Below are 22,178 nucleotides of genomic sequence, written 5' to 3' on the forward strand. Positions count from 1 at the left end.
AATGGACTCATTTATCCCAGAAGATTTTTGTATTTTGATTGTTGATGATATTACGAATAATCTAAAATTAGTTGGAAAAATTCTTGATGATGTGGGCTATAACACCACCTTTGCCACCAGTGGTTTTCAAGCATTAAATCGATTAAAAGATAATAAAATAGATTTAATTTTGTTGGATTTAATGATGCCGGAAATGGATGGCTTAGAGGTTTGTCAATTTATTAAAAATGATCCGAAATTACAAGAAATTCCAATTATTTTTCTCACGGCTAGTTATGAAGAAGAAAAATTGATTCGGGCGTTTGAATTAGGGGCTGTAGATTATATTACTAAACCTTTTATTAAAAATGAACTCTTAGCAAGAGTTAAAACCCATTTAACCCTGAAACAAACAACAGATAATCTCAAAATAGCTTTGTTAAAACTTCAACAATTATCTCAACTCGATCCCCTGACCCAAATTTTAAACCGTCGTAGCTTTTTTGAATATATTGAAAACCAATTCAATCTCGCAATTCAGAATAAAAGTTTATTTTCTTTACTGATCTTAGATTTAGATCATTTTAAACAAATTAATGATAATTATGGTCATTTAACAGGCGATCAAATTTTAATCAATTTCACTTTAGCCATTCAGAATTATCTCCGAGCCAGTGATTATTTTGGGCGCTATGGCGGAGAAGAATTCGTGATTTTACTCCCGGAAACCGATCAAGCAGATGCCCTGAAAATTGCCCAGGAAATTTGTGATTTAATTGCTCACCTTTCCATTCCCACGGAAAAAGGGAATTTACACATCACAGTCAGTATTGGGGTCGCGGTTTTTAGATCACAGGATACTCGAATTGAGGATATTTTTGATCGGGCTGATCAATGTCTATACCAAGCCAAAGCCCTAGGAAGAAATACTTGTTACGCCGGATAAATAGTTGGTCAAAAGTTAAGTTAACTGTGCAGATCAGGCACTTAGCAATGGGCAATGGGCAATGGGAAGAAAGAAGAATTGGGTTGAAATTTTATTCTTGTCTCCCGGTATTGCTAAACTGAGAACAATCAATATTTTAATCGCGGAGGATTCTATTTGTGGACTGGCGAGTTCGAGCCATTCGTGGCGCAACGACGGTTTCAGAAAATTCGGTTGCAGCCATTCGAGAAGCGGTCATAGAATTACTAGACGAATTAGAAACCCGTAATCAACTTGATCCGAATGAAATTATTAGTATGACCTTTTCTGTTACCAAAGATTTAGATGCTATTTTTCCCGCCGCGATCGCCCGTGAACGTCCCCTTTGGCAGAATGTTCCATTATTAGATGTTCAACAAATGTACGTCGCAGGCAGTTTAGAAAAATGTATTCGCTTCTTAGTTCATGTTAACTTACCCAGCGATAAAACTCAAGTTTATCACCCCTATTTAAGAGCAGCAGAAAATCTCCGTCCCGACTGGAATTTAAACCCAGTTCATTCTTAATAAAAGGGGAATGGGGAATAGGCAATGGGCAATGTTTTATCTCTTATTTTCTATTCCCTATCCCTTCTTGAAACCCATGTTAATAACCCAACGGTTACACCTGACAAACAATAACAGGCTTACTCTTTTTCCGTTGCCAAAGTGACCGAATTGGATTTGCGATCGCGCCACCAGGCTAACAGTGTACTGGCAATAAAAATACTAGAATAAGCTCCAGCAATAAATCCGATTAATAAAGCTAAAGCAAAGTATTTCAGGGTGTCACCACCAAACAGGAAAATACAAGTTAAGGGGAATAGAGTGGTTAAAGTGGTATTAATAGACCGGGTTAAAGTTTGGTCTACGGCATCATCCACCACTTGATTAATATGCAGATCAGGATTTCGGGCAATTACTTCCCGAACCCGGTCATAAATTACCACCGTATCATTAACCGAAAATCCCACAATTGTCAAGAGAGAAACCAGAAATAAACTATCAACTTCTACCCCTAAAACTAGGCCTAAAATTGAAAAAATTCCCACGGTAATGAGAACATCATGGAATAAAGCAACAAAGGCAAAAAAGGCATAGTCAAATTTAAACCGAAAGGTTAAATAAACCGTAATTCCGGCAAAAGATAGTAATAAAGCAATTAGTCCTGATATAAAAATTTGACGCCCAGTAGTAGGGCCAACGGTATCAATTTGAATTCCTTTCGGGTCAAATGCTCCAATTTTTTGAGTTAGGGCTGATTGTAAATTACTTCTTTCTTCAACGTTTAAAGTTCTCGTGCGAATAGAAACAATTTGTTTATCTTTTTTACCCGAATCTTTATCTAACAGTTGAATCGAACTATTGGCTAAACCCTGACTTGCTAAAACTTCCCGAACTTGAGTAATCTCAATCGGGCCATCACAATTATTCGGAACCGAACAATCCAATTCTAATTGTAGGCGAGTTCCTCCCACAAAATCCAAGGCTGGACGTAACGGAGCGCCAATATCTGGCCGACTCCAAGAAATCCCCATAGCGATAATTCCCGCCAGAATAATCGCACCGGAAATCGCCCACCATAAGTTGCGTTGTTTAATAACACTAAAAGCCATAAATCAGTAATCAGTAATCAGTTATCAGTGTAAGAGTAATCAGTAATCAGATTACTGACTACTGACTACCGAGAGATTTTTTTTCAAATTGGGACAGAACAATTCCGGTTTTCTTAACTCAGGGAAATCAAGAGCTATGAATAGGAAACTGCGACTACAAGTAATAGCAGTAAACATACTCACCACCACCCCTAATCCCAAGGTGAGAGCAAAACCTTTAACTAATCCTGTTCCAAACCAAAATAGGGCGACACAAGCAATCACCGTTGTGACGTTACCATCCAAAATACTACTAAACGCCCGATAAAAACCCGATTCTACAGAACGATACAAAGTTTTTCCTGCCCTCAATTCCTCACGGGTTCGTTCAAAGATTAAAACATTAGCATCCACCGCCATCCCAATACTCAGAATAAATCCGGCAATTCCTGGTAAAGTCAAAGTTACACCCAATAAATTAAACAGGGCTAAACTTAATAAGGCGTAAATAATTAAAGAAAAATCAGCGATTAATCCCGGTAATCTATAATAAACAATCATGAAAATCAGGACTAAAATTAAACCCGTCGCCCCGGCGTAAATACTACGTTGAATACTATCCCGTCCCAGGGTAGCCCCCACCGTGCGATTTTCGACAATTTCCACCGGAACTGGTAAAGCTCCCCCGCGCAATTGCACAGCCAAAGAATGAGCTTCTTCGGCACTAAATCTGCCCGTAATCACCGCCCGACCCCCAACAATTCCCGTATCCGCAAAATCCACCGGAACTGACGGAGAACTTAATAAACTATTATCCAGAAAAATCCCAATAGTTCGACCCGTTCCCGCTAAATTTTTAGTCAGTTCAGCGAACCTTTCTCCCCCTTCAGAACTAAAGACTAAACCAATATTCCAGTTTCCCCCTCCTTGTACGGGTTCAGGATAGGCGTCTTTTAAATCTTGACCTCTAAGTACCGGGTTATTATAAAGTTGAGAAATCGCATCATTACTCTTATTCAAGGATTCGAGGGCGGCTGCTAAAGCTGGAGAATCTCCCTTTTTTTTAGCCTCCTCAATTTGTTGTTTAATTCCCTGTTGGACTTGAAATTCCACCGCTAACTGTTGTTCAGTTCCCGATTTTTGTTCACGGAAATCTAACTGCGCCGTTCCTCCTAAAACCCTTTCTGCTTCTTGGGGGTCATTCACCCCAGGTAACTGCACAACAATCTGATTTTGTCCTACGGTTTGCACTAACGCTTCCGATACCCCCAGTTCATTCACCCGGTTTTCAATTACACTTTGAACCGCGGTCAGAACCCGCTCATCAATAACAGGAACTGCTTCCGAAGGTTTTAATTGAACCGTGAGTTGGGAACCTCCGCGTAAATCTAAACCCAACCGAAAAGGAATATTAGTTAACACAATAATAGAGGCGATCACCATCACCAAAATCAGAATTAAAGCAGAACGTTGTTTTCGCATTTTAATCAGTAATCAGTCATCAGTAATCAGTCATCAGTCATCAGTCATCAGTCATCGGTAAAGACGCGCCATGGCACGTCTCTACTCATTACCGATAACTGATAATTGATTTAACTCCCTCAATAATTTGTTCGGGTTGAACAATAGTCAGTCGTTCTAAAGCACCGTTATAGGGTGTAGGAATATCTTGGGATGCCAGTCTTAATACAGGTGCATCCAGTTCATCAAAAAGACGATCATTAATTGAAGCCGTAATTTCTGCCCCCAGTCCCCCGGTTTTCATACATTCTTCTACGATAACTACCCGATGGGTTTTGCGAATCGATTCCCCAATGGTGTCAAAATCGAGAGGTTTGAGGGAAATTAAATCAATCACTTCTGGATCATAACCCTGTTTGACCAAAGCAGGAACCGCTTGCATGACGTGATGGCGCATCCGAGAATAGGTCAGAATGGTTACATCTTTCCCCCGTCTTACTATTTCCGCCTTATCGATGGGGACAATATATTCTTCGTCGGGGATTTCTTCTTTGAGGTTGTATAACAGAACGTGCTCAAAAAATAGCACCGGGTTATCATCTCTAATCGCGGCTTTCATTAATCCCTTAGCATTATAGGGTGTGGAACAGGCGACCATTTTCAAGCCCGGAACCGACTGGAAATAGGATTCTAAGCGTTGGGAGTGTTCCGCCCCCAATTGACGGCCCACACCCCCAGGGCCACGAATTACCAGAGGCATTTTAAAATTTCCCCCGGAGGTATAGCGCAGCATTCCGCCGTTGTTAGCAATTTGGTTGAAGGCAAGTAACAAAAATCCCATATTCATGCCTTCAATAATCGGCCGCAACCCTGTCATGGCAGCACCAACGGCCATTCCTGTAAAACTATTTTCGGCAATCGGAGTATCTAAAACCCGCAAATCCCCATATTTTTCATAAAGATCCTTAGTAACCTTGTAGGAACCGCCATATTGACCCACATCTTCCCCCAACACGAACACTCTGGGGTCACGAGCCATTTCTTCATCGGTTGCTTGTTTCAGGGCGTTAAAAAGTAGGGTTGGTGCCATTGCAATTGTTGATAAGCGAGCGTGGATCACAGCTAATCTTACCAAAAGATTGAGTTCAAAGCCCCCTTATTCCAATTATGCTTTTTAACGTCAGTTCGACGGAGTGTGATGGCAGTGTCGCCGCCCGTAGGTATTGCACCTCATAGCAAAGCGATCGCATAGCCACGCCTGGGGAAAGCATCGCGCCTCAACAGGAGAGAGGGGGAGTGATGATTGAATCTAAAAATTGAATCAAATTAAGACAGAGAAAAAAGACTCGAACCCAAAGAAATAAAAGTTAACAGAGGTGTGTATGGAATATATAGCAATCCTAAATAAATTGTAACATTTTAATACTGATATGAAACAACCGGACGAGGATTAGATTGGTTTGCCTATTAACCTAAACTTATTCCTAATTTTCCACAGCGCCTAAAGTCTTCAGCGTAGCTTTCTGAGCATCACTAATACCCGTCACTCCTGTAATATTCATGCCTTCATAAAGGCGTTCTGCTTTAAGCGTTTTCATGCAGACACCTGTTTGAATATTCCACAGTTTAATTGTCTCATCTTCACTGCCACTAGCAAGCGTTAATTCGTCAGGACTAAAAACAACTGATCGAACTGTATTTATATGTCCTGTAAAAGTTTGGATGCAAGCACCAATTTCCACATCCCATAGTTTAATCATACAATCATCACTGCCACTCGCGACAACTTTGCTATTAGGACTAAAAGCAACCGATCTAATTTGATTCGTATGTTCTGCTAAACTATGCAGGCATTTACCTGTACCAACATCCCATATTTTGACTGTCAGATCATCACTTCCACTAGCTATAATTTTACCATTAGGACTCCAAGCAACTGAACGCACCCGGTTGTTATGTTCTCCTAAATTTGTTAGCTGTCCTGTTTCAATATTCCGTAACTGTAAGGTTTGAGCATCACTGCCAATAACCAAATTCTTACCATCAGGACTTAGAGCTACTGACCAAATCCAATATGGATAATCCTCTAAAATAGTTTGCAAACATTGACCTTCTCTTACATCCCATATTTTACAGTGATCGTCCCCAGTAGTAATCAGTTTTGTTCCTTCATTGTAGAAAGAAACTAACCAAATCCAATCTTTATGTTTACTTGGTAAAATTAAACCTTCACCAGTACCAATATCCCATAATTTTACCCTACCATCATTACCACCGCTAGCAATTTTTGTTCCTTGAGGATTGAATGCAACTGACTGTACCCGCTTTGTATGTTTGCCCAAAATTGTGTAGTTACCTGTCTCGACATTCCACAACTTAATTGTGCGATCATCGCTCCCACTAACCAAAGTTTTCCCATCAGGAGAAAAAGCAACTGACCACACTCGTTGAGTATAGCCATAGAGAGTTTTCAAAGATTCACCTTTGTGGACATCCCACAATCTGACACTCTGATCGTCACTACCACTAATTAGAGTTTCACTATCAGGACTAAAGGCTATAACTCGCACTCGACGATCACGTTCTGGTAAAGTGAATAATTCACCGGTTTCAATATTCCATAACTTCACAGTTTGATCGACACTCCCACTAGCCAGAGTTTGACCATCAGGACTAAAAACAACTGACCAAACTCGTCCCTCATGTCCCTGAAAAGTTTTGAGACATTCACCATTATGAATATCCAACAATCTCACAAGTTTATCATCGCCACCGGTTGCTAGAGTTTTACCATCAGGACTAAAGGCTATTGAGCGAACAGGATGATTGCCTTGTCGCCAAGATTGGTTACATTTACCTGTTTGAACATCCCATAATTTCACAGTTTGATCGGCACTAGCACTGGCTAGAGTTGTTCCTTGAGCATCGAAAGCAACTGCAACTACCCAATAACCATGCTCGTTTAAAACGTGACTGCATTGAGGTGCATCAACATCATTCACATCCCACAATCTTATTGTCTTATCAGAACTAGCACTTGCTAAAACATTACCATCAGAACTGAAAGCAACTGACCAAATGTGATCGGTATGTCCCTCTAATGTGGTAATACATTCACCCGTATTAATATTCCATAATCGAATAGTGTGATCGTTACTCCCACTCGCTAAAATCAGTTTTTGGGGATGAAAAGCAAGTGACCTTACCCAATTAGTATGACCGACACAAGATGTTATTAGTTGACCATCCGCAACTCGCCAAATATAAAGATTTTTATCACCATCACCTGTCGCCCATAATTTACCATCAGGACTAAAGGCTACCGAAAGAATGCTGCCCAAAGTTTCAGAAAAAACTGATTTAGATAAATCAGAATAGGCTAAATTAACCTGATGTAATTGAACTCCATCAAGATATGCTTGGCAAATAGTTAAACGTGACAAATCATAGTTTCTTAAATCGGTGTTTAGCTGGCACAATAGGTTGAGAATATTGCCTCCTAAATACCCGGGTGATTGAGGCGATTGTTGTTGGAAATTTGAGATAATTTGTTTAAGTTTATTTTCGACATTTCTTTTCCCGCCAAGTTCCTGAAGCAATCTTGACAGCATTGGTGTGATAATTTGGCGAACTTGAGTTTCTCTAATATAGTCTTTGGATGTTGCTTTGCAGAGAGAGTAGCTGTTCAAACGTTCTATTTGCTCAGTCTTAATTTCTTGGCAAAGTTCATCGATTAGTCGATTGATAATGTATTCCCTCAATACGGGTAGCTGTGTATATCCCAATGGGGTATTTTTGATGAGAGATCGCCGTTTCAAAGATGCTAGAGATTGAAGTATTTTTCCTTTAAATTCCCTTGAAAAAATATCCTCTTGTAGTTCTTTATCTAAAACTGGCTCATAATTAATAGCCAGCCAGTACATAATTTGTTGTTCTGAGGGAGATAGAGGGTTAAACTGACGCTCTAATAAATTGTTGATTTCAATAAATCTTGCTAGACCTAAATTCAAATATTCTTCCACAAATCGAGATAAATTACCTCCTAATAAATCTTGGATAGCTTCTGCTGCAACTTCTAAAGCAAAAGGATTCCCTGCATAATTTTTAATTACCAATTCCCATTCATTTTCTGAGCCTGAAAATGGTCTATTTTTCGTAAATATTTTTCGACCATCTTCTACATTTAAACCATCTAACTCTAATGATTGTATAGTTTTAGTTTTTCTGGCTATCAAGTCAATTGCTTCTGGTTTCTCTCGACTGGTGATTAGCAAACAGCTTTGATGAGATGATTGAGCTATTCGTTTTAGCAAATCACCATACCCTTGATAGCCTTCCCGATATTGACCGATATGACTACCACTTTGAAGAATTGACTCTGCATTATCCAGTACAATCAAACAGCGTGAATAGTCTAAATAATGAATCAGTCTGGTTATTTTATCCTCTAACGTCTCTGGTAGTGTAGTGTCTTGTTGATTAGAAAATAATTGGATTGCATCAGTTAGGATTTTTTCTACTGATGGAGATGCTTCAAGACTTCGCCAGATTATATAGTCAAAATTATTCTGAATTTCTTTGGCTAATTTAATTGATAAAGTTGTTTTTCCTATTCCACCCTGACCTAGCAGCAGAATTAAGTGAGATTTGTCTTGCAAAATCCATTGTTTTAGTGTATTTAGTTGATGAGTGCGTCCGTAGCAATCGGAGACAATAGGGGCATTTCCCCAATCTTCGCCAAAAGATACAGCCAGATTGGTTGATTCAGATTGACTATTATCGACCACTTCTTCCCAATTCAGCCCCAAAACTTGGCAGAAAGCTTGGAAATACTTGGGTTTTACACCTTTATTGCTTCGGAATCTTTGCCAAGTTGCAATTGAGACACTCTCTGGACTTTCCTTTTTACGGTATTTAATCATCGGTAGAAACTTACTAGCTTCATCAAGCCAATCTTCGTAATGTAACGCCCATCCCTTTTCCTTTTGGATTTGTTTTATAGCTTCCTTAATTTTGTCAAATCCCTCCGACGAGGCTTTGAGGATCTCCATATAACACTTTGCTCCCTGGTTGTCAAGCACAAATTTAGATCATTATACACTGACTCAAACTGATCTGTTTTTGTACTTGAGTATTTTGGCGACGGATGAGAGATTTGAGTCATAGCCAAGGATTGCAAGATTAAAGGAGGACAGAATGGCTGAATCAGACAAAAACAACTCCAATAAGCCCAAATGGCAGCAACGTTTGGAAATAGCAGCATCGCTTGCTGGTGGTCTTGCTGCAATTGTAGCTGCGGTGAATGGAGTGGACACATACGTCCATCACCATCCCAATGGTTTGAATAACCACAACGATTGGAAGGCTTAAACAAAGTCGAGAATGCCATGTCAGCGTAAGCCTTCGCTGCTGGAGATTGTGAAACTACTTTACAACTTCAGCAGTTATATACCTTAATACCCCGTTTTACCAAAACTCAACAGTTTTTACTCTCGCATTAATATATCAACAGAAGTAACTAATATGAGCCTCAATGATAACATTGCCCAGATGTTCAAGGATTTGGCAAACCTTGGTAACAGTATGGAACGAGAACAATTGAAAAAACAGGTAAAAGGTTACAGCATCAATGTTTGGAAAGAGGAACGCATCGCAATGGTTGTAGCATCTGGGGGAATATCAGGTGCTTTAGGGGGGCCTTGGGGGCTAGCGGCAATACCAGCCGATCTTGCTTGGTGTGGTCGGGTTAGTGCGTTAGGCTGCTTTGGTATCGGTCATATCAAAGGTATTGATGTGGACTACGACGTAGATATGAATTTAATCATGTCTATTTGGACAGACCTTGCAGAAGCAAAAAATATCGTTCCCGCAGGCAAAATTGGAATTAAGGTTTGTACCAAAGCAACACCCAAGATAGCTGCTAAGGTAGCTGGAGTTCTTGTTTCCAAAGTCGCTTTAAAAGGTGGCTCTAAACTAGGTACAAAGTTAGCATCTAAAGCTGCATCTAAAGCTGCTGCCAAGTTAGCTACAAAACTTATGGCAAAGACTGGTACAGGTTGGATTCCTTTAGTCGGGGGTCTTGTTTCTGGAGGAGTTAATTGGTGGTTAGTGAGTGGGCTTTTAGACGCGGCTGAAGAGTATTACTCACACGAATATGTTGTCTTGCGTGATAGCGAACTGGCTTCTGCTGCTTAATAGTTGACAAGGTAAGAATTCAATGAAAACTGAATCGTTTAAAGTTTTACAAACTTTTGGGCTTGAGTATCCTAATTACAAAATGCTTGTTCAAGCCAAAAGCGGTAATCGTTACGTTATCTGGTATCCCGATAGTCTTGGGGTAGATATAGGCCAAGAAGTCCTAATCGATTTCAAGGATGACTATTGGAAGACAATAGATAACCCCAAAAATGGGAAAAAGTCTGATGTCGCAAAAGTAAGCAAAGTTAGTTAGATATTTCCAATAATCATTAGATAGGCAGGGCATCCTGCCCGCCTTATCTCTAAATTTTTCGAGCTTCCTATTAGCTTACTTCAACCCCGATTTTTACATAAATAAAAGGAGAAAGTTATGGCGATTTATATTGGTGGATCTAGCATTAGTTCCTCGAATACTTCTTCTAGTTTTGGAGGCTTGAATATGAATAGCAATCTCTCACTCAATATGTTTTCGAGTCTGCCAGGCATGAGTGGTAATTTATCCGTTGATATGTCTTCCAATATGGGGATGGGAAGCATGGATATGAATATGATTTTGAATGCCGCTGGATCTATGAATAGTTCTAATGGTACTTCTGGAGTCAATTTTAATATTTGGGGTGATGGTTCGATCAACTCTTCAAAGCGCATTAATACTGATGCCCCAACCTACGTCATCACCCATGGCTGGCGAAATACAGGGGGCAACGCAGGCAACGGCTACAAGCCTGCCGACTGGATGGCTAACGAAGCTCAAGCCATTCGCCAGCGCGAGTCTAACGCAAATATCATCCTGGTGGACTGGGAAAAAGACGCTGGTAATCTCTTGTATTTCCCTTCTGCCTCCAAAACGGGGGATGTTGGCAATCAGCTAGCTACCTACTTGAGAAATAGCGGTGTAGATCCTAACCAGACCACCTTAATCGGACACAGCCTGGGGGCGCAGATTTCTGGATTTGCTGGCTCTGCCTATCGTCAATCTACTGGAAAAGCGATTAACCAAATTGTGGGATTAGACCCTGCTGGCCCGAGCTTTGAAGGTAAAGGTGCAAGCGATCGCCTCGATCCAACTGACGCGAATCGGGTTGTGGCAATTCATACCAGTATAGTTTTGGGTTACAATGATCGGCTGGGTACTCTGGATATTTACGCGAATAAGAAAGACTGGTTTCAACCTGGAAACTCCATCATTCCTAAAAACTTTTTAGGTGGCGACCATACCTATGGTACTACTCTCTTCACAGAACTACTCCAAGGCAACAGTTTCACTCAGTCTAATGGCACTCTTCTCAACCTGAACACAGTAGTCAACGCCGGATTCACGGGAGAAAATGATGCCAACACCAAAAATAATAAAGGTGTTGTTGCCCTTAACCTATCGGGTACTACCAACAATGATAATCTGGCTGGTGGTGGAGCGAATGACACCATTCGTGGCGGTGTAGGAAATGACAAAATTACTGGTGGCGATGCCAATGATTCCCTCTTTGGGGATGGCGGCAAGGATCTCCTGAATGGTGGACGCGGGAATGATTCTGTCTTCGGCGGCACTGGTGGTGATCGTGTTTTTGGAGATGAAGGTAATGACGTGCTGACCGGAGGAGATGCGACAGCAGGAAAAGGTTTTGGCGAAATTGACACCTTGACTGGTGGCGCTGGAGGCGATCGCTTTGTGCTAGGTGCTACTCAGGGAGCCTTCTACAGCGATGGTAATACCAGTACCTCCGGTATCAGCGATTACGCCTTGATTACCGACTTTAATGCCTTAGAGGACACGATCCAATTGTCGAGTTCCAAGTCTAAATATAGTCTGGGAGCAGCACCCGCGGGTCTGCCTACGGGTACAGCCATCTTTCTCAAGGAAAGCCGTCCTGAACTGATTGCAATTGTTCAAGGTTCTACCAACCTCAATCTCAGCGCTAACTATTTTGTCAATGTCTAGTAGGACTTAAACAAAAATTAGCTTGAAAATAGGCTCAAACTCAGTTTCCAAGAACACTTAATGTTGAGCGATGTTTACACAGGTGGCGATCGCAGGCTTAGAAATTAGGTGCGATCGCCATTACAAAGTGTTAGCTTTCCAGACGCCATCCGATTCTCCAGAGGAGAGGCTACGCCAACGCATATCTAGTATGATCTCGAACTTGGGGGGGATGAAAGGCGAGGACAATACGATTTATATAGAAATAACTTGAAACTGATTAGACGAAATTAAATTGATATCAATCCCATTTAATCGCGCGAGTTCTTCTCCGGTATTGGTTAAACTAATAATAGCGGTATTTCCCTGTTGATTTAAGGTCAGTTGATCAAAGGTTAATCCTTTACTGAGTCCTAGGGAATCTAACTCTGGATTAAAGTCAAGAATTAAGTCGCTTCCGCTATTAATTGATAGTACAAATATATCTTGACCTGCTCCTCCGATTAAGGTATCATTTCCGGTATCTCCAAATAACAGATCATTCCCAATTCCTCCGATTAAAGAATCATTCCCACTTCCGCCATAAAGGGTATCATTTCCAGCACATCCATCTAAAATATCTGTCCCCTCATTCCCGAATAGCAAATCTTGATCATCTCCTCCACAAATACTGTCATCTCCCATATCTCCAAATAGAATATCTGCACCCTGTTCACCTTTGAGAATATCCTGACCTTGACCTCCAAATAAACTATCATCTCCCGACCCACCATCGAGAAAATCATCTTCTGAATTTCCGAATAAAATATCGTTACCTTCACCACCCATTAAGATATCATTTCCTAAGTTTCCAAATAGTAAATCATCTCCTTCATCCCCTTGTAAGGTATCATTCTCTTTGCCACCATAAATGGTATCATTACCTAAGTTACCCTGGATAAAATCATTATTGCGATCGCCAAATAGCAAATCATTATCTTCATTCCCCTCTAAAATATCATCGTCTTCTCCACCATATTGGGTATCGTTTCCTAACCCTCCTATCAGAATATCTGCTCCCTGATTTCCAAATAATAAATCATTGCCATTTTCGCCATTTAAGTTATCTGCTCCCGCCTTACCCATTAAAGTATCATCACCTTCAAACCCTGTAATTTTATCATTAAAATCACTTCCAATTAAGTTATCATTTCCTGCTTGACCATCAAAGGTTTGTTCGACAGGATTTTGTGTTTTTAATGGGTCTATATTGGGCGTAGGAAATTGATCACACAGACATTTATCTTCACCAATGGGACTCGGTGTTGGTATTGGTGTTGGTATTGGGGTTGGACTTGGAGTTGTTGCTGGAGTTGGACTTGGAGTTAGTGCTGGGGTTGGACTTGGGGTTGGACTTGGGGTTGGACTGGGAGTTGGACTGGGAGTTGGACTTGGGGTTGGTGTTGGGGTTGGACTTGGGGTTGGACTGGGAGTTGGACTGGGAGTTGGACTTGGGGTTGGTGTTGGGGTCGGACTTGGGGTTGGACTTGGGGTTGGACTGGGAGTTGGACTGGGAGTTGGACTTGGGGTTGGTGTTGGTGTTGGTGTTGGTGTTGGGGTTGGACTTGGAGTTGGACTTGGGGTTGGTGCGGGAGTTACAACTGAAAACTCATAAGCACCACTATCAATAATTGCTGTACCATTTTGATCACCATCAGTCGGACGAGGCTGACCGAGTTGATCCGTTTTGGGTGAATTATTACTACTTCCCGTATCAATAGCGGGACTTCCTGTTAATAACGGATGAATTAACATCCCATTAACTGTTTGCAAATCTCCTAATAAAGCATCAGCAACTAATTGAATATTAGGAGTTGCTTTAGTATCGTTGGGGTTTAATTCATTGGTTTGAATATTACCACCACCATCATTATATTCAGTTCCGGTATGGTGTTTGACGTTCCAAGTATTTCCCCCATTATTAGCAATATTTTTAGATAAAATTGTATTAGTTAAGGTAACATTTGTACCGCCTCCCCAAAATCCACCTCCTTGAAATCCGGCATAATTATTGGCAATTGTTGTATTAATAATATTAGTCAAATTAGTACCATTAACGAGGGTAATTGCACCCCCTAAACCACTATTTCCGTCGATAGATTCAGCCCTATTTCCTGAAAAAGTGCTATTTGTAATGGTAGTAGGAGAGGTTTCACCCACCCATAAACCACCCCCTTGACTATAGGCTAGGTTATTAGCAATTGTTGTATTATTTATAGTTAATTCAGCATTTCCAGAACGCAATCCTCCCCCTAAAGAATCTCCTTTATTATTGGTTTGAATTGTATTATTAATAATTGTACTATTTTCCACAATAATTTTATCGGGGGGATAGGCAAATAGAAATAATCCTCCCCCCTGTCCAGCCCCCGTATTTCCATCAAATACGGAGTTATTAATCCGAATAATTCCACCTGTTAAACCTGGGGTAGCATTGGCTCCAGAGGCGTTTGCACCATCGGTATAAATGGCTCCGCCTGCACCGTGATAATTACTTGAACCATTAGGAACTGTACCCCCTGGAACAGAAGTATTGTTAATAAATTTAGAATTATCAACAGTTAAGTTACCCAATAAATGATTGATTGCACCGCCATTTATTCCCTTATTATTGGTGAATTGACTATTAGTAACTGTGAGAGAACCTGCGCTTTTTGTTGCGATCGCACCTCCTCCCCTTTCACTCCCACCTAATGTGCCGTCATTATTATTAAATTTGCTATTAATAACAACTGTATTACTCTTAAAACCCGTATATATTCCGCCTCCAAATTGAGCGATATTATTATTCAGTTCACTATCTTCTAATGTCAGGTTGGTTGAACCTTGCATCCGAATTCCACCCCCGGCACCCGCTTCGTCAATTCCTTGGGCTTTACCATTGGCAATAATCAGGTTTTTTAGGGTTGTATTGGTGGGTTGAAATTGGGGACTAACTTGGAGTTCAAAGACGCGAAATTGATTGTCTCCGCTAATAGTAATTTTATTAGGAGTCGCGCCCGAAATGAGTCCATCAATGGTAATACTTTGATTAATATTTAATTGACCACTGGTTAGTAGAATAGTCGGGTTAGGTTGATTTGCTAAACTCGAATCAAATTGGATAATATCCCCAGGTTGAGCTTGAGCGATCGCTTCTCTTAAAGAACCAATCCCATTATCATTTAAGTTGGTAACAATTAAAGCCATTTTATTTTATCCTAAATTAAAAAGATTTTTACAATATTTTATCCTTCAATATAGTTAAAAAATTAGTCTATCTTGAAGGATAAATTAAACCTTAGTTTGGATTAAAAGCCAATCCCATAAAATCTTGAGAAGTCAGCAAATTAGAATTAAATCCTTTTAGAGTTGCCAAAACTTCCCCTGTACTTGAAACTTGAATTAAAGTGTTGTTTTCGACCTGGGTAAATTCTAATTTTTCAAAAGTTAATCCTCCCGTCAACCCGATCAAGTCTTCCCCATCAGTAAAGTCATCAATCCAATTATTACCCTGATTTTCTCCTAAAACAAAAGTATCTTGTCCTTTCCCTCCCCATAATAAATCATCTCCCAAATCTCCACTAATAAAATCATCTCCATCTCCCCCTAAAAGGGTGTCATTTCCTTGACCACCATAGAGGGTATCATTACCCGTTCTTCCCTTTAAGAAATCATTCCCTAAATTACCAAAAATTAGATCATTATCTTCTCCCCCACAAATAGTATCATTATCCTGTCCGCCATATATAATATCGTTTCCAGATCCTCCTTGTAATAAATCATCTCCTTGATTTCCAAATAAAATATCGTTGTCTTCATTCCCAACTAAAGTATCATTTCCTAAATCTCCAAAAAGAGTATCGTTACCTTGATTTCCCCAAACTAAATCATTTCCTTGACCCCCATAAATAATATCATTTCCATTTCCTCCTTGAAGGTTATCATCTCCTAAATTTCCCCAAATAATATCTTCACCATCTTCGCCTAAAACAAAGTCATTCTCCTGTCCTCCATAAATACTGTCGTCTCCCAAATCTCCGGTTATATGATCATCTCCTTGATTTCCAAATAAAATATCATTTCCAAACGCACCATCTAAATTGTCATTTCCTTCTAAACCATAGAGAATATCGTCAGTATCTCGACCTAAAATCCCATCTGCTTCAGGTGTCCCTAACCCATTCGTTTGTTCGGGGTCAAAAATAGTATTAACAACAGTGTTTTTAGCAGGTATGATATTAGGAATATCGATACATTTATCTTGTAGTTCAAGTCCGCTCCTTCCCCCTGGTGTGGGAGTTGGTGTGGGTGTTGGAATAGGTTGTGGTGTGGGACTTGGACTTGGTGCGGGAGTTGGACTTGGACTTGGACTGGGTGTTGGACTGGGTGTTGGAATAGGTTGTGGTGTGGGACTTGGACTTGGTGCGGGAGTTGGACTGGGACTTGGACTGGGACTTGGAGTTGGACTTGGAGTTGGACTTGGACTTGGACTGGGACTTGGAGTTGGACTTGGAGTTGGAGTTGGACTTGGACTGGGACTTGGAGTTGGACTTGGAGTTGGACTTGGAGTTGGACTTGGAGTTGGACTTGGAGTTGGACTTGGAGTTACAACTGAAAACTCATAAGCACCACTATCAATAATTGCTGTACCATTTTGATCGCCATCAATAGGGCGAGGTTGACCGAGTTGATCCGTTGTGGGTGAATTATTACTACTTCCGGTATCAATAGCGGGACTTCCTGTTAATAACGGATGAATTAATACCCCATTAATAGTTTGTAAACCTCCTAATAAAGCATCAGCAACCAACTGAATATTAGCAGTTGCTTTAATATCATTCGGGTTTAGTTCCGTCGTTTGAATATTTCCTCCGCCATTGTTAAGTTGAGCAGTAACATGATGGTTTGTATTCCAAGTATTTCCGCCATTAAATGCTTTATTTTTAGATAAAAGTGTATTAGTTAACGTAACATTTGTTCCCCCCGATGATATTCCTCCACCTAAAAACCCTGCATAATTATTAGCAATTGTTGTATTAATAATACTGGTGGGAGTTGTTCCATTCGCCAGAGCAATTCCTCCGCCTATCCCTTTTTTTCCATCTTGAGATTCTGCTCTATTTCCTGAAATGGTACTATTAATAATCGTCATCGGTACCTGTTCTCCAACCCACAAACCACCGCCTTGACTCAAAGCATTATTATTCGCAACGGTTGTATTTTTAAGGGTAAAATTTCCATTGTTTCCCGGTCTAATTCCCCCTCCATAAGCATCACCCCTATTATCAAAAACAACAGAATTATTAATAATTGTGCTATTTTCAATAATAGCTTGATCGGGAGAATAAAGATATAAATATAACCCTCCCGCTTGTCCGGCTGATGTGTTACCATCAATTAAACAATTATTAATCTGAATTGTTCTTAATGTTCCTTCCGACTTGGCTCCATCGGAAAAAATTGCCCCTCCATAACCAGCAGAAACACCTGCACCCAGAGATACAGTACCTCCAGCGACAGAAGTATTATTAATAAACTTAGTATTCTGAACATTTAAGTCGCAAATAACACTGTAAATAGCTCCGCCATTAATTCCTTTATTATTAGTAAATTCACTATCAATTATCGTAACATCGGTTAAACTATCTGTAGAAATCGCACCTCCTCCCCGGTGACTTTTTCCCTGAGTACCATCATTATTATCAAATTTACTATTAATAATTGTTGTCTGGGTTTTATACCCACTAAAAAGAGCCCCTCCATACTGAGCTATATTATTATTAACCTGACTATTTTCTAAGGTTAAAGTGTTTAATGTTTTAACTCTAACCCCTCCCCCTGCACCCTCTTGCTCAACTCCTTGGGCATTACCATTGACAATAATTAGGTTTTTAAGAGTTGTATTCGTAGGTTGAGCTTGAGCATTAGCTTGAAGTTCTAAGACGCGAAATTGATTTTCACCACTAATGGTAATCGAAGTTGGAACTGTACCCGGAATTAGTCCATCAATGGTAAGACTTTTATTGACATTAAGTTGACCACTGGTCAGTTTAATGGTAGGATTGGTTAGACTTGCTAAACTCGAATCAAATTGGATAATATCTCCAGGTTGAGCTAGGGCGATCGCGTTTCTTAGAGAACCCGCTCCATTATCATTTAAGTTGGTAACAATTACGGCAGCCATTACGAGTAATCCTAATTTTAGGTATGATTTTTAGACAATTATCTATTCAAGAACAGTTACTGAATATCCGGTGATCTGAGATATTTTTTTTCGGTCTTCTAACCATTTTTACCGAGGGCTAAATTCAGTAGAATTAGCGATCACAAATTCCAGTAAAATTAGACAACAGATTTTAAACCGTTGATTATTCCGGTCTAGCAGTTGAGTATAAAATAATAGTCTAATTAATTGATCTAAGACTAAACTCAGAGTATGAAATTGAGCGAAAATTTTAATGTTTGAAAAAATCCCATTCTGGTGTGGATCAAGAGAAAGGAATTTAACCTTATTTTTAAACGCAAAAACTATCCTAGAAGTATTTCCTAAGCACAAGTTCAGCCAAACGAGGGTTAAATTAAAATTTCCAGAAAAGCACAAGGTTGAAACAGTGAACATTTTTTAGACTCTCAAAGGGTGTATATTAGTAGATACATCCCTATCATGATTAAGTCAGGCTACACTGTATATTTGACGAAAACCCCTGAATTAAAGTTTCCCTATTTTCAAGATTAACAATTAACTCAGATTCACCCTGCTAAAATAAATAGATTGGCACCTTCACCCAGCCACCACGGGAAAGCACCAACCCAAATGTGACATACTGCCAGGAAGTCACAAAAGCATATTACTAAAGCCCAAACTACCTTGATTTAAGCTCTAATCTATTAATAGCCTAATTCCTGGGTTTTTGCATCAGAAATTATACGGAACTTTGTCAGCAAAAAAGAACATCGTATCTCCGAGAAATCATGGAGAAAAACGCCAATAAAAAGGGGTGAGGCACAACTCACCCGCTTAATAGGCCTAGAAATCTATTCTGGCAAAGATTAATCCCGATTAAAGGCAATCAGTAGGCGCAGAATAAAGATAAACAGGTTGATGTAGGTCAAATACATCGATAATGCGGCGGATAAATACTGTTTGTCGGTGTAAGCGCGGGGAAGCAAATAGAAGTCAACCACCGCCGCCCCCACAAATAGGAGCACTCCCAAGCCAGAAATCCCAATTTCTAACCAGGAAGGGGCAATAATTCCAAAGAAACCGAGGACAAATTGAGCTAAAATCACCACGAATAGGGAAATAATTCCTAAACTAATGGTTTTGCTCAAAGCCATCCCATCGGACTCGGAGAGGTTAGACCCAATCGAACGTGCCCCGATAAAGGTGACTCCGCATCCTAAAGCTGCCACCCCAATTCCAGCCATCCCAACACCACTTGTGCCCAAAGCCAGGGCAACCAGACCTGTGAGGGTGTAGCCTGTCAGTAGGCTATAGGTTGCTAATAGGGGTAAAGCCGCTTGATTGTTACCCTTGCTGGCGATACCCGAAGCCACAAAAAACAAAGCGATTTGGGCAATGAAGGCAACCCAGATGGTTGTCATAAACAATCCGGGGTTTGTAGCTAAAACGTTCAGACCCCCAAAAGTTCCAAGAGCCGTAAGGATTAACCCGCCGCCCACATAGGGTAAGGCGTTAGCAATCACATTTGGGCCAACAATAGCCTCATTTCTAGCCTCTCGTACAGCTTGACGGAAATTACTGGTACTGGTCATATTGTCCTTCCATAATCAACACTACCTCCTTATAATTTAGCGAATTCTGGGAATTTGGGGTGGTTTAAAGGGAGATTCACAATATTAGTGATCATCACTGAGATAGAATTAAAGTTTTTAAAAGCAGAAAAGTAGATTTTTTAGCTATCAATGAAGGTAAGCTACTAAACCCTTACCCATTTTAATATATCAGGAGATTTATCGTAACGATAGCTAAGACCATCATTAGCCGTAATTGTTTGTCCTCGACTGGCTTTATTTCTGATCGTGCTGAGGCTGTAAGCGGTTAATCCCTGCATCTGTTGATGGGAAAATTGAGCTTTCCCTTCGATTTCTACTAAAATTTCAATCGGTTCAGAAGTTGCTTGAGTTTGCGGAGATTTGCTGACTGTTATTGCCGTTGAGTGATAATCTGCAATATCTACTAAACGCCAACTAGAATCTTCAGCAAGTTCTAACACTTTTTGATGATAGTTAAATAGACTTTCTCGATGTCCGACACTAATAAATGTTTTACCTGTTTCCTGTAACTGTTTGTATAGTTGATCTTCATTTTTTAAATCTAGGGCACTGGTGGCTTCATCTAATATAACAAAATCAGGACGATTAATTAATAAGCGTGCAAAGGCTAAACGTTGCTGTTCTCCCAAAGATAAAATACTTTCCCAGGGCATTTCTTCATCAAAATTTTTAATCCGATCAATGACATTTCCTAGGTTAACCTGTTGTAAAACTTCTTTTAATTCTAATTCACTAATCGGATTATTTGTTTGAGGGTAGATTAGCTGTTCACGCAAGGTTCCTAAGATAATATAGGGACGCTGTGGTAAAAATAAAATATCATCTAAGGGCGGCCGAATTAAATCCCCTGTACCGACATTCCACAAGCCGGAAATGGCGCGTAATAAGGAGCTTTTTCCCCGACCACTGGGGCCAACGATTAATAAACCTTTGCCTGGTTCGATCGCTAGAGATAAATGTTCAACAATGACTTTGGCGGCATCGGGGGTTTGTAGGGTGACATCTTCAAAAGCCAGATGATCATTTTCTATAACTTGAATCGTGTTAACTTGATTAGAGGTTTGACTGACGCTGGCTAAGGCTTGGGAAAAATCGTCTAAACGCTCAATATAATTGATAAATTCACCCGATTTACCAAATTCATCTACTAATACCGCCAGGGCAGTGGAAAAGAAATAACAGGCATAGCTGGCTTGATTAACTTCTCCTAGTTCGATACTTCCAATAACGTATAAAGGAGAAACAATTAGGAAGGGAAATATTTGAATAAAAGCTTCATAACCTTTATTGAAAAATTCCTGGGTTCTCTCCCAACCAATTTTACCAATAGTTACGTCAATGACTTGATTAAATCTACGTTGAATAATATTGAGTTCTTTTTCTTCGCCTCGGAAAAAAGCAATAGATTCGGCATGATTTCGAATATGAGTTAGGGAATAATTATAGCTGGCTTCCACTTCTAATTGCTGTTTATTAATTTTATTAATTTGTTGAACGATATAAGTGGCAAGAATATTACCAATCACTGTATAGATAAAAAGGACAATAGCAATGGTACTAGAAATTGACCAGAGAATCGTGATAAAAACCAACATCTCTATTAATTTTTCAAAACAGGTTGTCAAAAAGTCCAGGGTCATTCGGGCGATCGGTTCAATTTCCTGGGCTAATCGTTGATCGGGATTGGGAATTTTCTCTTGAAAGTTAATTTGATAATAGGCACGGTTCTTAAAATATTGCTGTAATATTTTCTGGTTAATCCATTGATACCAGTCCAGTGCGATTCTTTTTTTGATAAATTTGGAAAATCCTGATACGACAACCATGCCTATCAGAGTCATGCTATAAATAATTAACGAATGAGTTAGTTTCGGTAAATTCCTTGCTTCCGTAAAGTCAATTAAGTCTCGAAAAACAAAACTATTAAAAGCATTAAAACCAACAAGACCAACTAATAACAATAGTAATAAAAACAGCATTCCCCAAGAGCGAATAACTTCTGAAAAAGCTCGGTTTTGCGATTCTATGGGATACCAATAAACTTGGATAAAAGCTAAAATCTTTTGAAGAAACTGATTAAAATTCTGGCTATCATCTTTGGGATTAATATTTGTCGCGCTTTTTACCGAAACGTTCATCATTTTTCCTGCTGTAATGTGCGGGGATATTAAAGGTTTTAATACTTATCTCCAGAATTAGAGATTGATTAATCATATCATATTCAATAGTTGATAAGCATCGGCCAT

At 39.9% G+C, this 22,178-nt stretch carries 15 protein-coding genes; 6 read left to right on the plus strand and 9 right to left on the minus strand.

Going from position 1 to position 22,178, the window contains the following annotated elements; all coding sequences use genetic code 11:
• Window position 1 precedes the first annotated feature (1 nt).
• Both AC2D3N_RS17525 and aroH read left to right on the plus strand, forming a co-directional pair.
• On the plus strand, window positions 2-925 hold the full coding sequence (locus AC2D3N_RS17525; protein ID WP_484691637.1) for a diguanylate cyclase: 924 nt from the start codon (window positions 2-4) through the stop codon (window positions 923-925).
• A gap of 158 nt (window positions 926-1,083) precedes the next feature.
• Complete coding sequence (aroH, locus tag AC2D3N_RS17530) at window positions 1,084-1,470, plus strand: chorismate mutase (RefSeq protein WP_079681031.1); 387 nt, start codon at window positions 1,084-1,086, stop codon at window positions 1,468-1,470.
• 119 nt (window positions 1,471-1,589) lie between these two features.
• On the opposite strand, the gene secF is transcribed toward aroH, so the two are convergent.
• From secF to AC2D3N_RS17550, 4 genes are all read right to left on the minus strand, one after another.
• Window positions 1,590-2,558, minus strand: coding sequence for a protein translocase subunit SecF (gene secF / locus AC2D3N_RS17535; RefSeq protein ID WP_079681030.1), 969 nt, complete (start codon window positions 2,556-2,558; stop codon window positions 1,590-1,592).
• Window positions 2,559-2,609: 51 nt separating this feature from the next.
• Window positions 2,610-4,019, minus strand: a complete 1,410-nt coding sequence (secD, locus tag AC2D3N_RS17540; protein ID WP_079681029.1) for a protein translocase subunit SecD — start codon at window positions 4,017-4,019, stop codon at window positions 2,610-2,612.
• An 88-nt stretch (window positions 4,020-4,107) separates the two neighbouring features.
• Window positions 4,108-5,088, minus strand: a complete 981-nt coding sequence (locus tag AC2D3N_RS17545; protein WP_079681028.1) for an alpha-ketoacid dehydrogenase subunit beta — start codon at window positions 5,086-5,088, stop codon at window positions 4,108-4,110.
• Window positions 5,089-5,482: 394 nt separating this feature from the next.
• Window positions 5,483-9,049, minus strand: a complete 3,567-nt coding sequence (locus AC2D3N_RS17550; RefSeq protein WP_484691638.1) for a WD40 domain-containing protein — start codon at window positions 9,047-9,049, stop codon at window positions 5,483-5,485.
• Between the two features lie 145 nt (window positions 9,050-9,194).
• On the opposite strand from AC2D3N_RS17550, the gene AC2D3N_RS17555 reads away from it, so the two are divergent.
• The 4 genes from AC2D3N_RS17555 to AC2D3N_RS17570 all read left to right on the plus strand — a co-directional run bounded on the left by AC2D3N_RS17555 (window position 9,195) and on the right by AC2D3N_RS17570 (window position 12,135).
• Window positions 9,195-9,368, plus strand: coding sequence for a hypothetical protein (locus tag AC2D3N_RS17555; RefSeq protein WP_484691639.1), 174 nt, complete (start codon window positions 9,195-9,197; stop codon window positions 9,366-9,368).
• A 153-nt stretch (window positions 9,369-9,521) separates the two neighbouring features.
• Complete coding sequence (locus tag AC2D3N_RS17560) at window positions 9,522-10,193, plus strand: hypothetical protein (protein ID WP_484691640.1); 672 nt, start codon at window positions 9,522-9,524, stop codon at window positions 10,191-10,193.
• A 22-nt stretch (window positions 10,194-10,215) separates the two neighbouring features.
• Window positions 10,216-10,449 (plus strand): hypothetical protein, encoded by a 234-nt coding sequence (locus tag AC2D3N_RS17565; protein ID WP_484691641.1) that lies wholly within the window; start codon window positions 10,216-10,218, stop codon window positions 10,447-10,449.
• A gap of 117 nt (window positions 10,450-10,566) precedes the next feature.
• Complete coding sequence (locus AC2D3N_RS17570; protein WP_484691642.1) at window positions 10,567-12,135, plus strand: alpha/beta hydrolase family protein; 1,569 nt, start codon at window positions 10,567-10,569, stop codon at window positions 12,133-12,135.
• 234 nt (window positions 12,136-12,369) lie between these two features.
• On the opposite strand, the gene AC2D3N_RS17575 is transcribed toward AC2D3N_RS17570, so the two are convergent.
• The 5 genes from AC2D3N_RS17575 to AC2D3N_RS17595 form a co-directional block, all read right to left on the minus strand.
• Window positions 12,370-15,342, minus strand: coding sequence for a choice-of-anchor Q domain-containing protein (locus AC2D3N_RS17575; RefSeq protein WP_484691643.1), 2,973 nt, complete (start codon window positions 15,340-15,342; stop codon window positions 12,370-12,372).
• 91 nt (window positions 15,343-15,433) lie between these two features.
• Window positions 15,434-18,319 (minus strand): choice-of-anchor Q domain-containing protein, encoded by a 2,886-nt coding sequence (locus tag AC2D3N_RS17580; RefSeq protein WP_484691644.1) that lies wholly within the window; start codon window positions 18,317-18,319, stop codon window positions 15,434-15,436.
• 108 nt (window positions 18,320-18,427) lie between these two features.
• Window positions 18,428-18,754: a hypothetical protein gene (locus AC2D3N_RS17585; protein ID WP_079681025.1), complete on the minus strand. Its 327-nt coding sequence runs from the start codon at window positions 18,752-18,754 to the stop codon at window positions 18,428-18,430.
• 431 nt (window positions 18,755-19,185) lie between these two features.
• Entirely contained in the window at window positions 19,186-19,911 is a 726-nt protein-coding gene (locus tag AC2D3N_RS17590; RefSeq protein ID WP_484691645.1) for a Bax inhibitor-1/YccA family protein, read from the minus strand.
• Between the two features lie 164 nt (window positions 19,912-20,075).
• Window positions 20,076-22,073 carry an ABC transporter ATP-binding protein/permease gene (locus tag AC2D3N_RS17595; RefSeq protein ID WP_484691646.1) on the minus strand — a complete coding sequence of 666 codons (1,998 nt, stop codon included), beginning with the start codon at window positions 22,071-22,073 and terminating at the stop codon, window positions 20,076-20,078.
• Window positions 22,074-22,178 lie beyond the last annotated feature (105 nt).

The organism is Planktothrix sp. PLAVEN19ND (assembly GCF_057220675.1).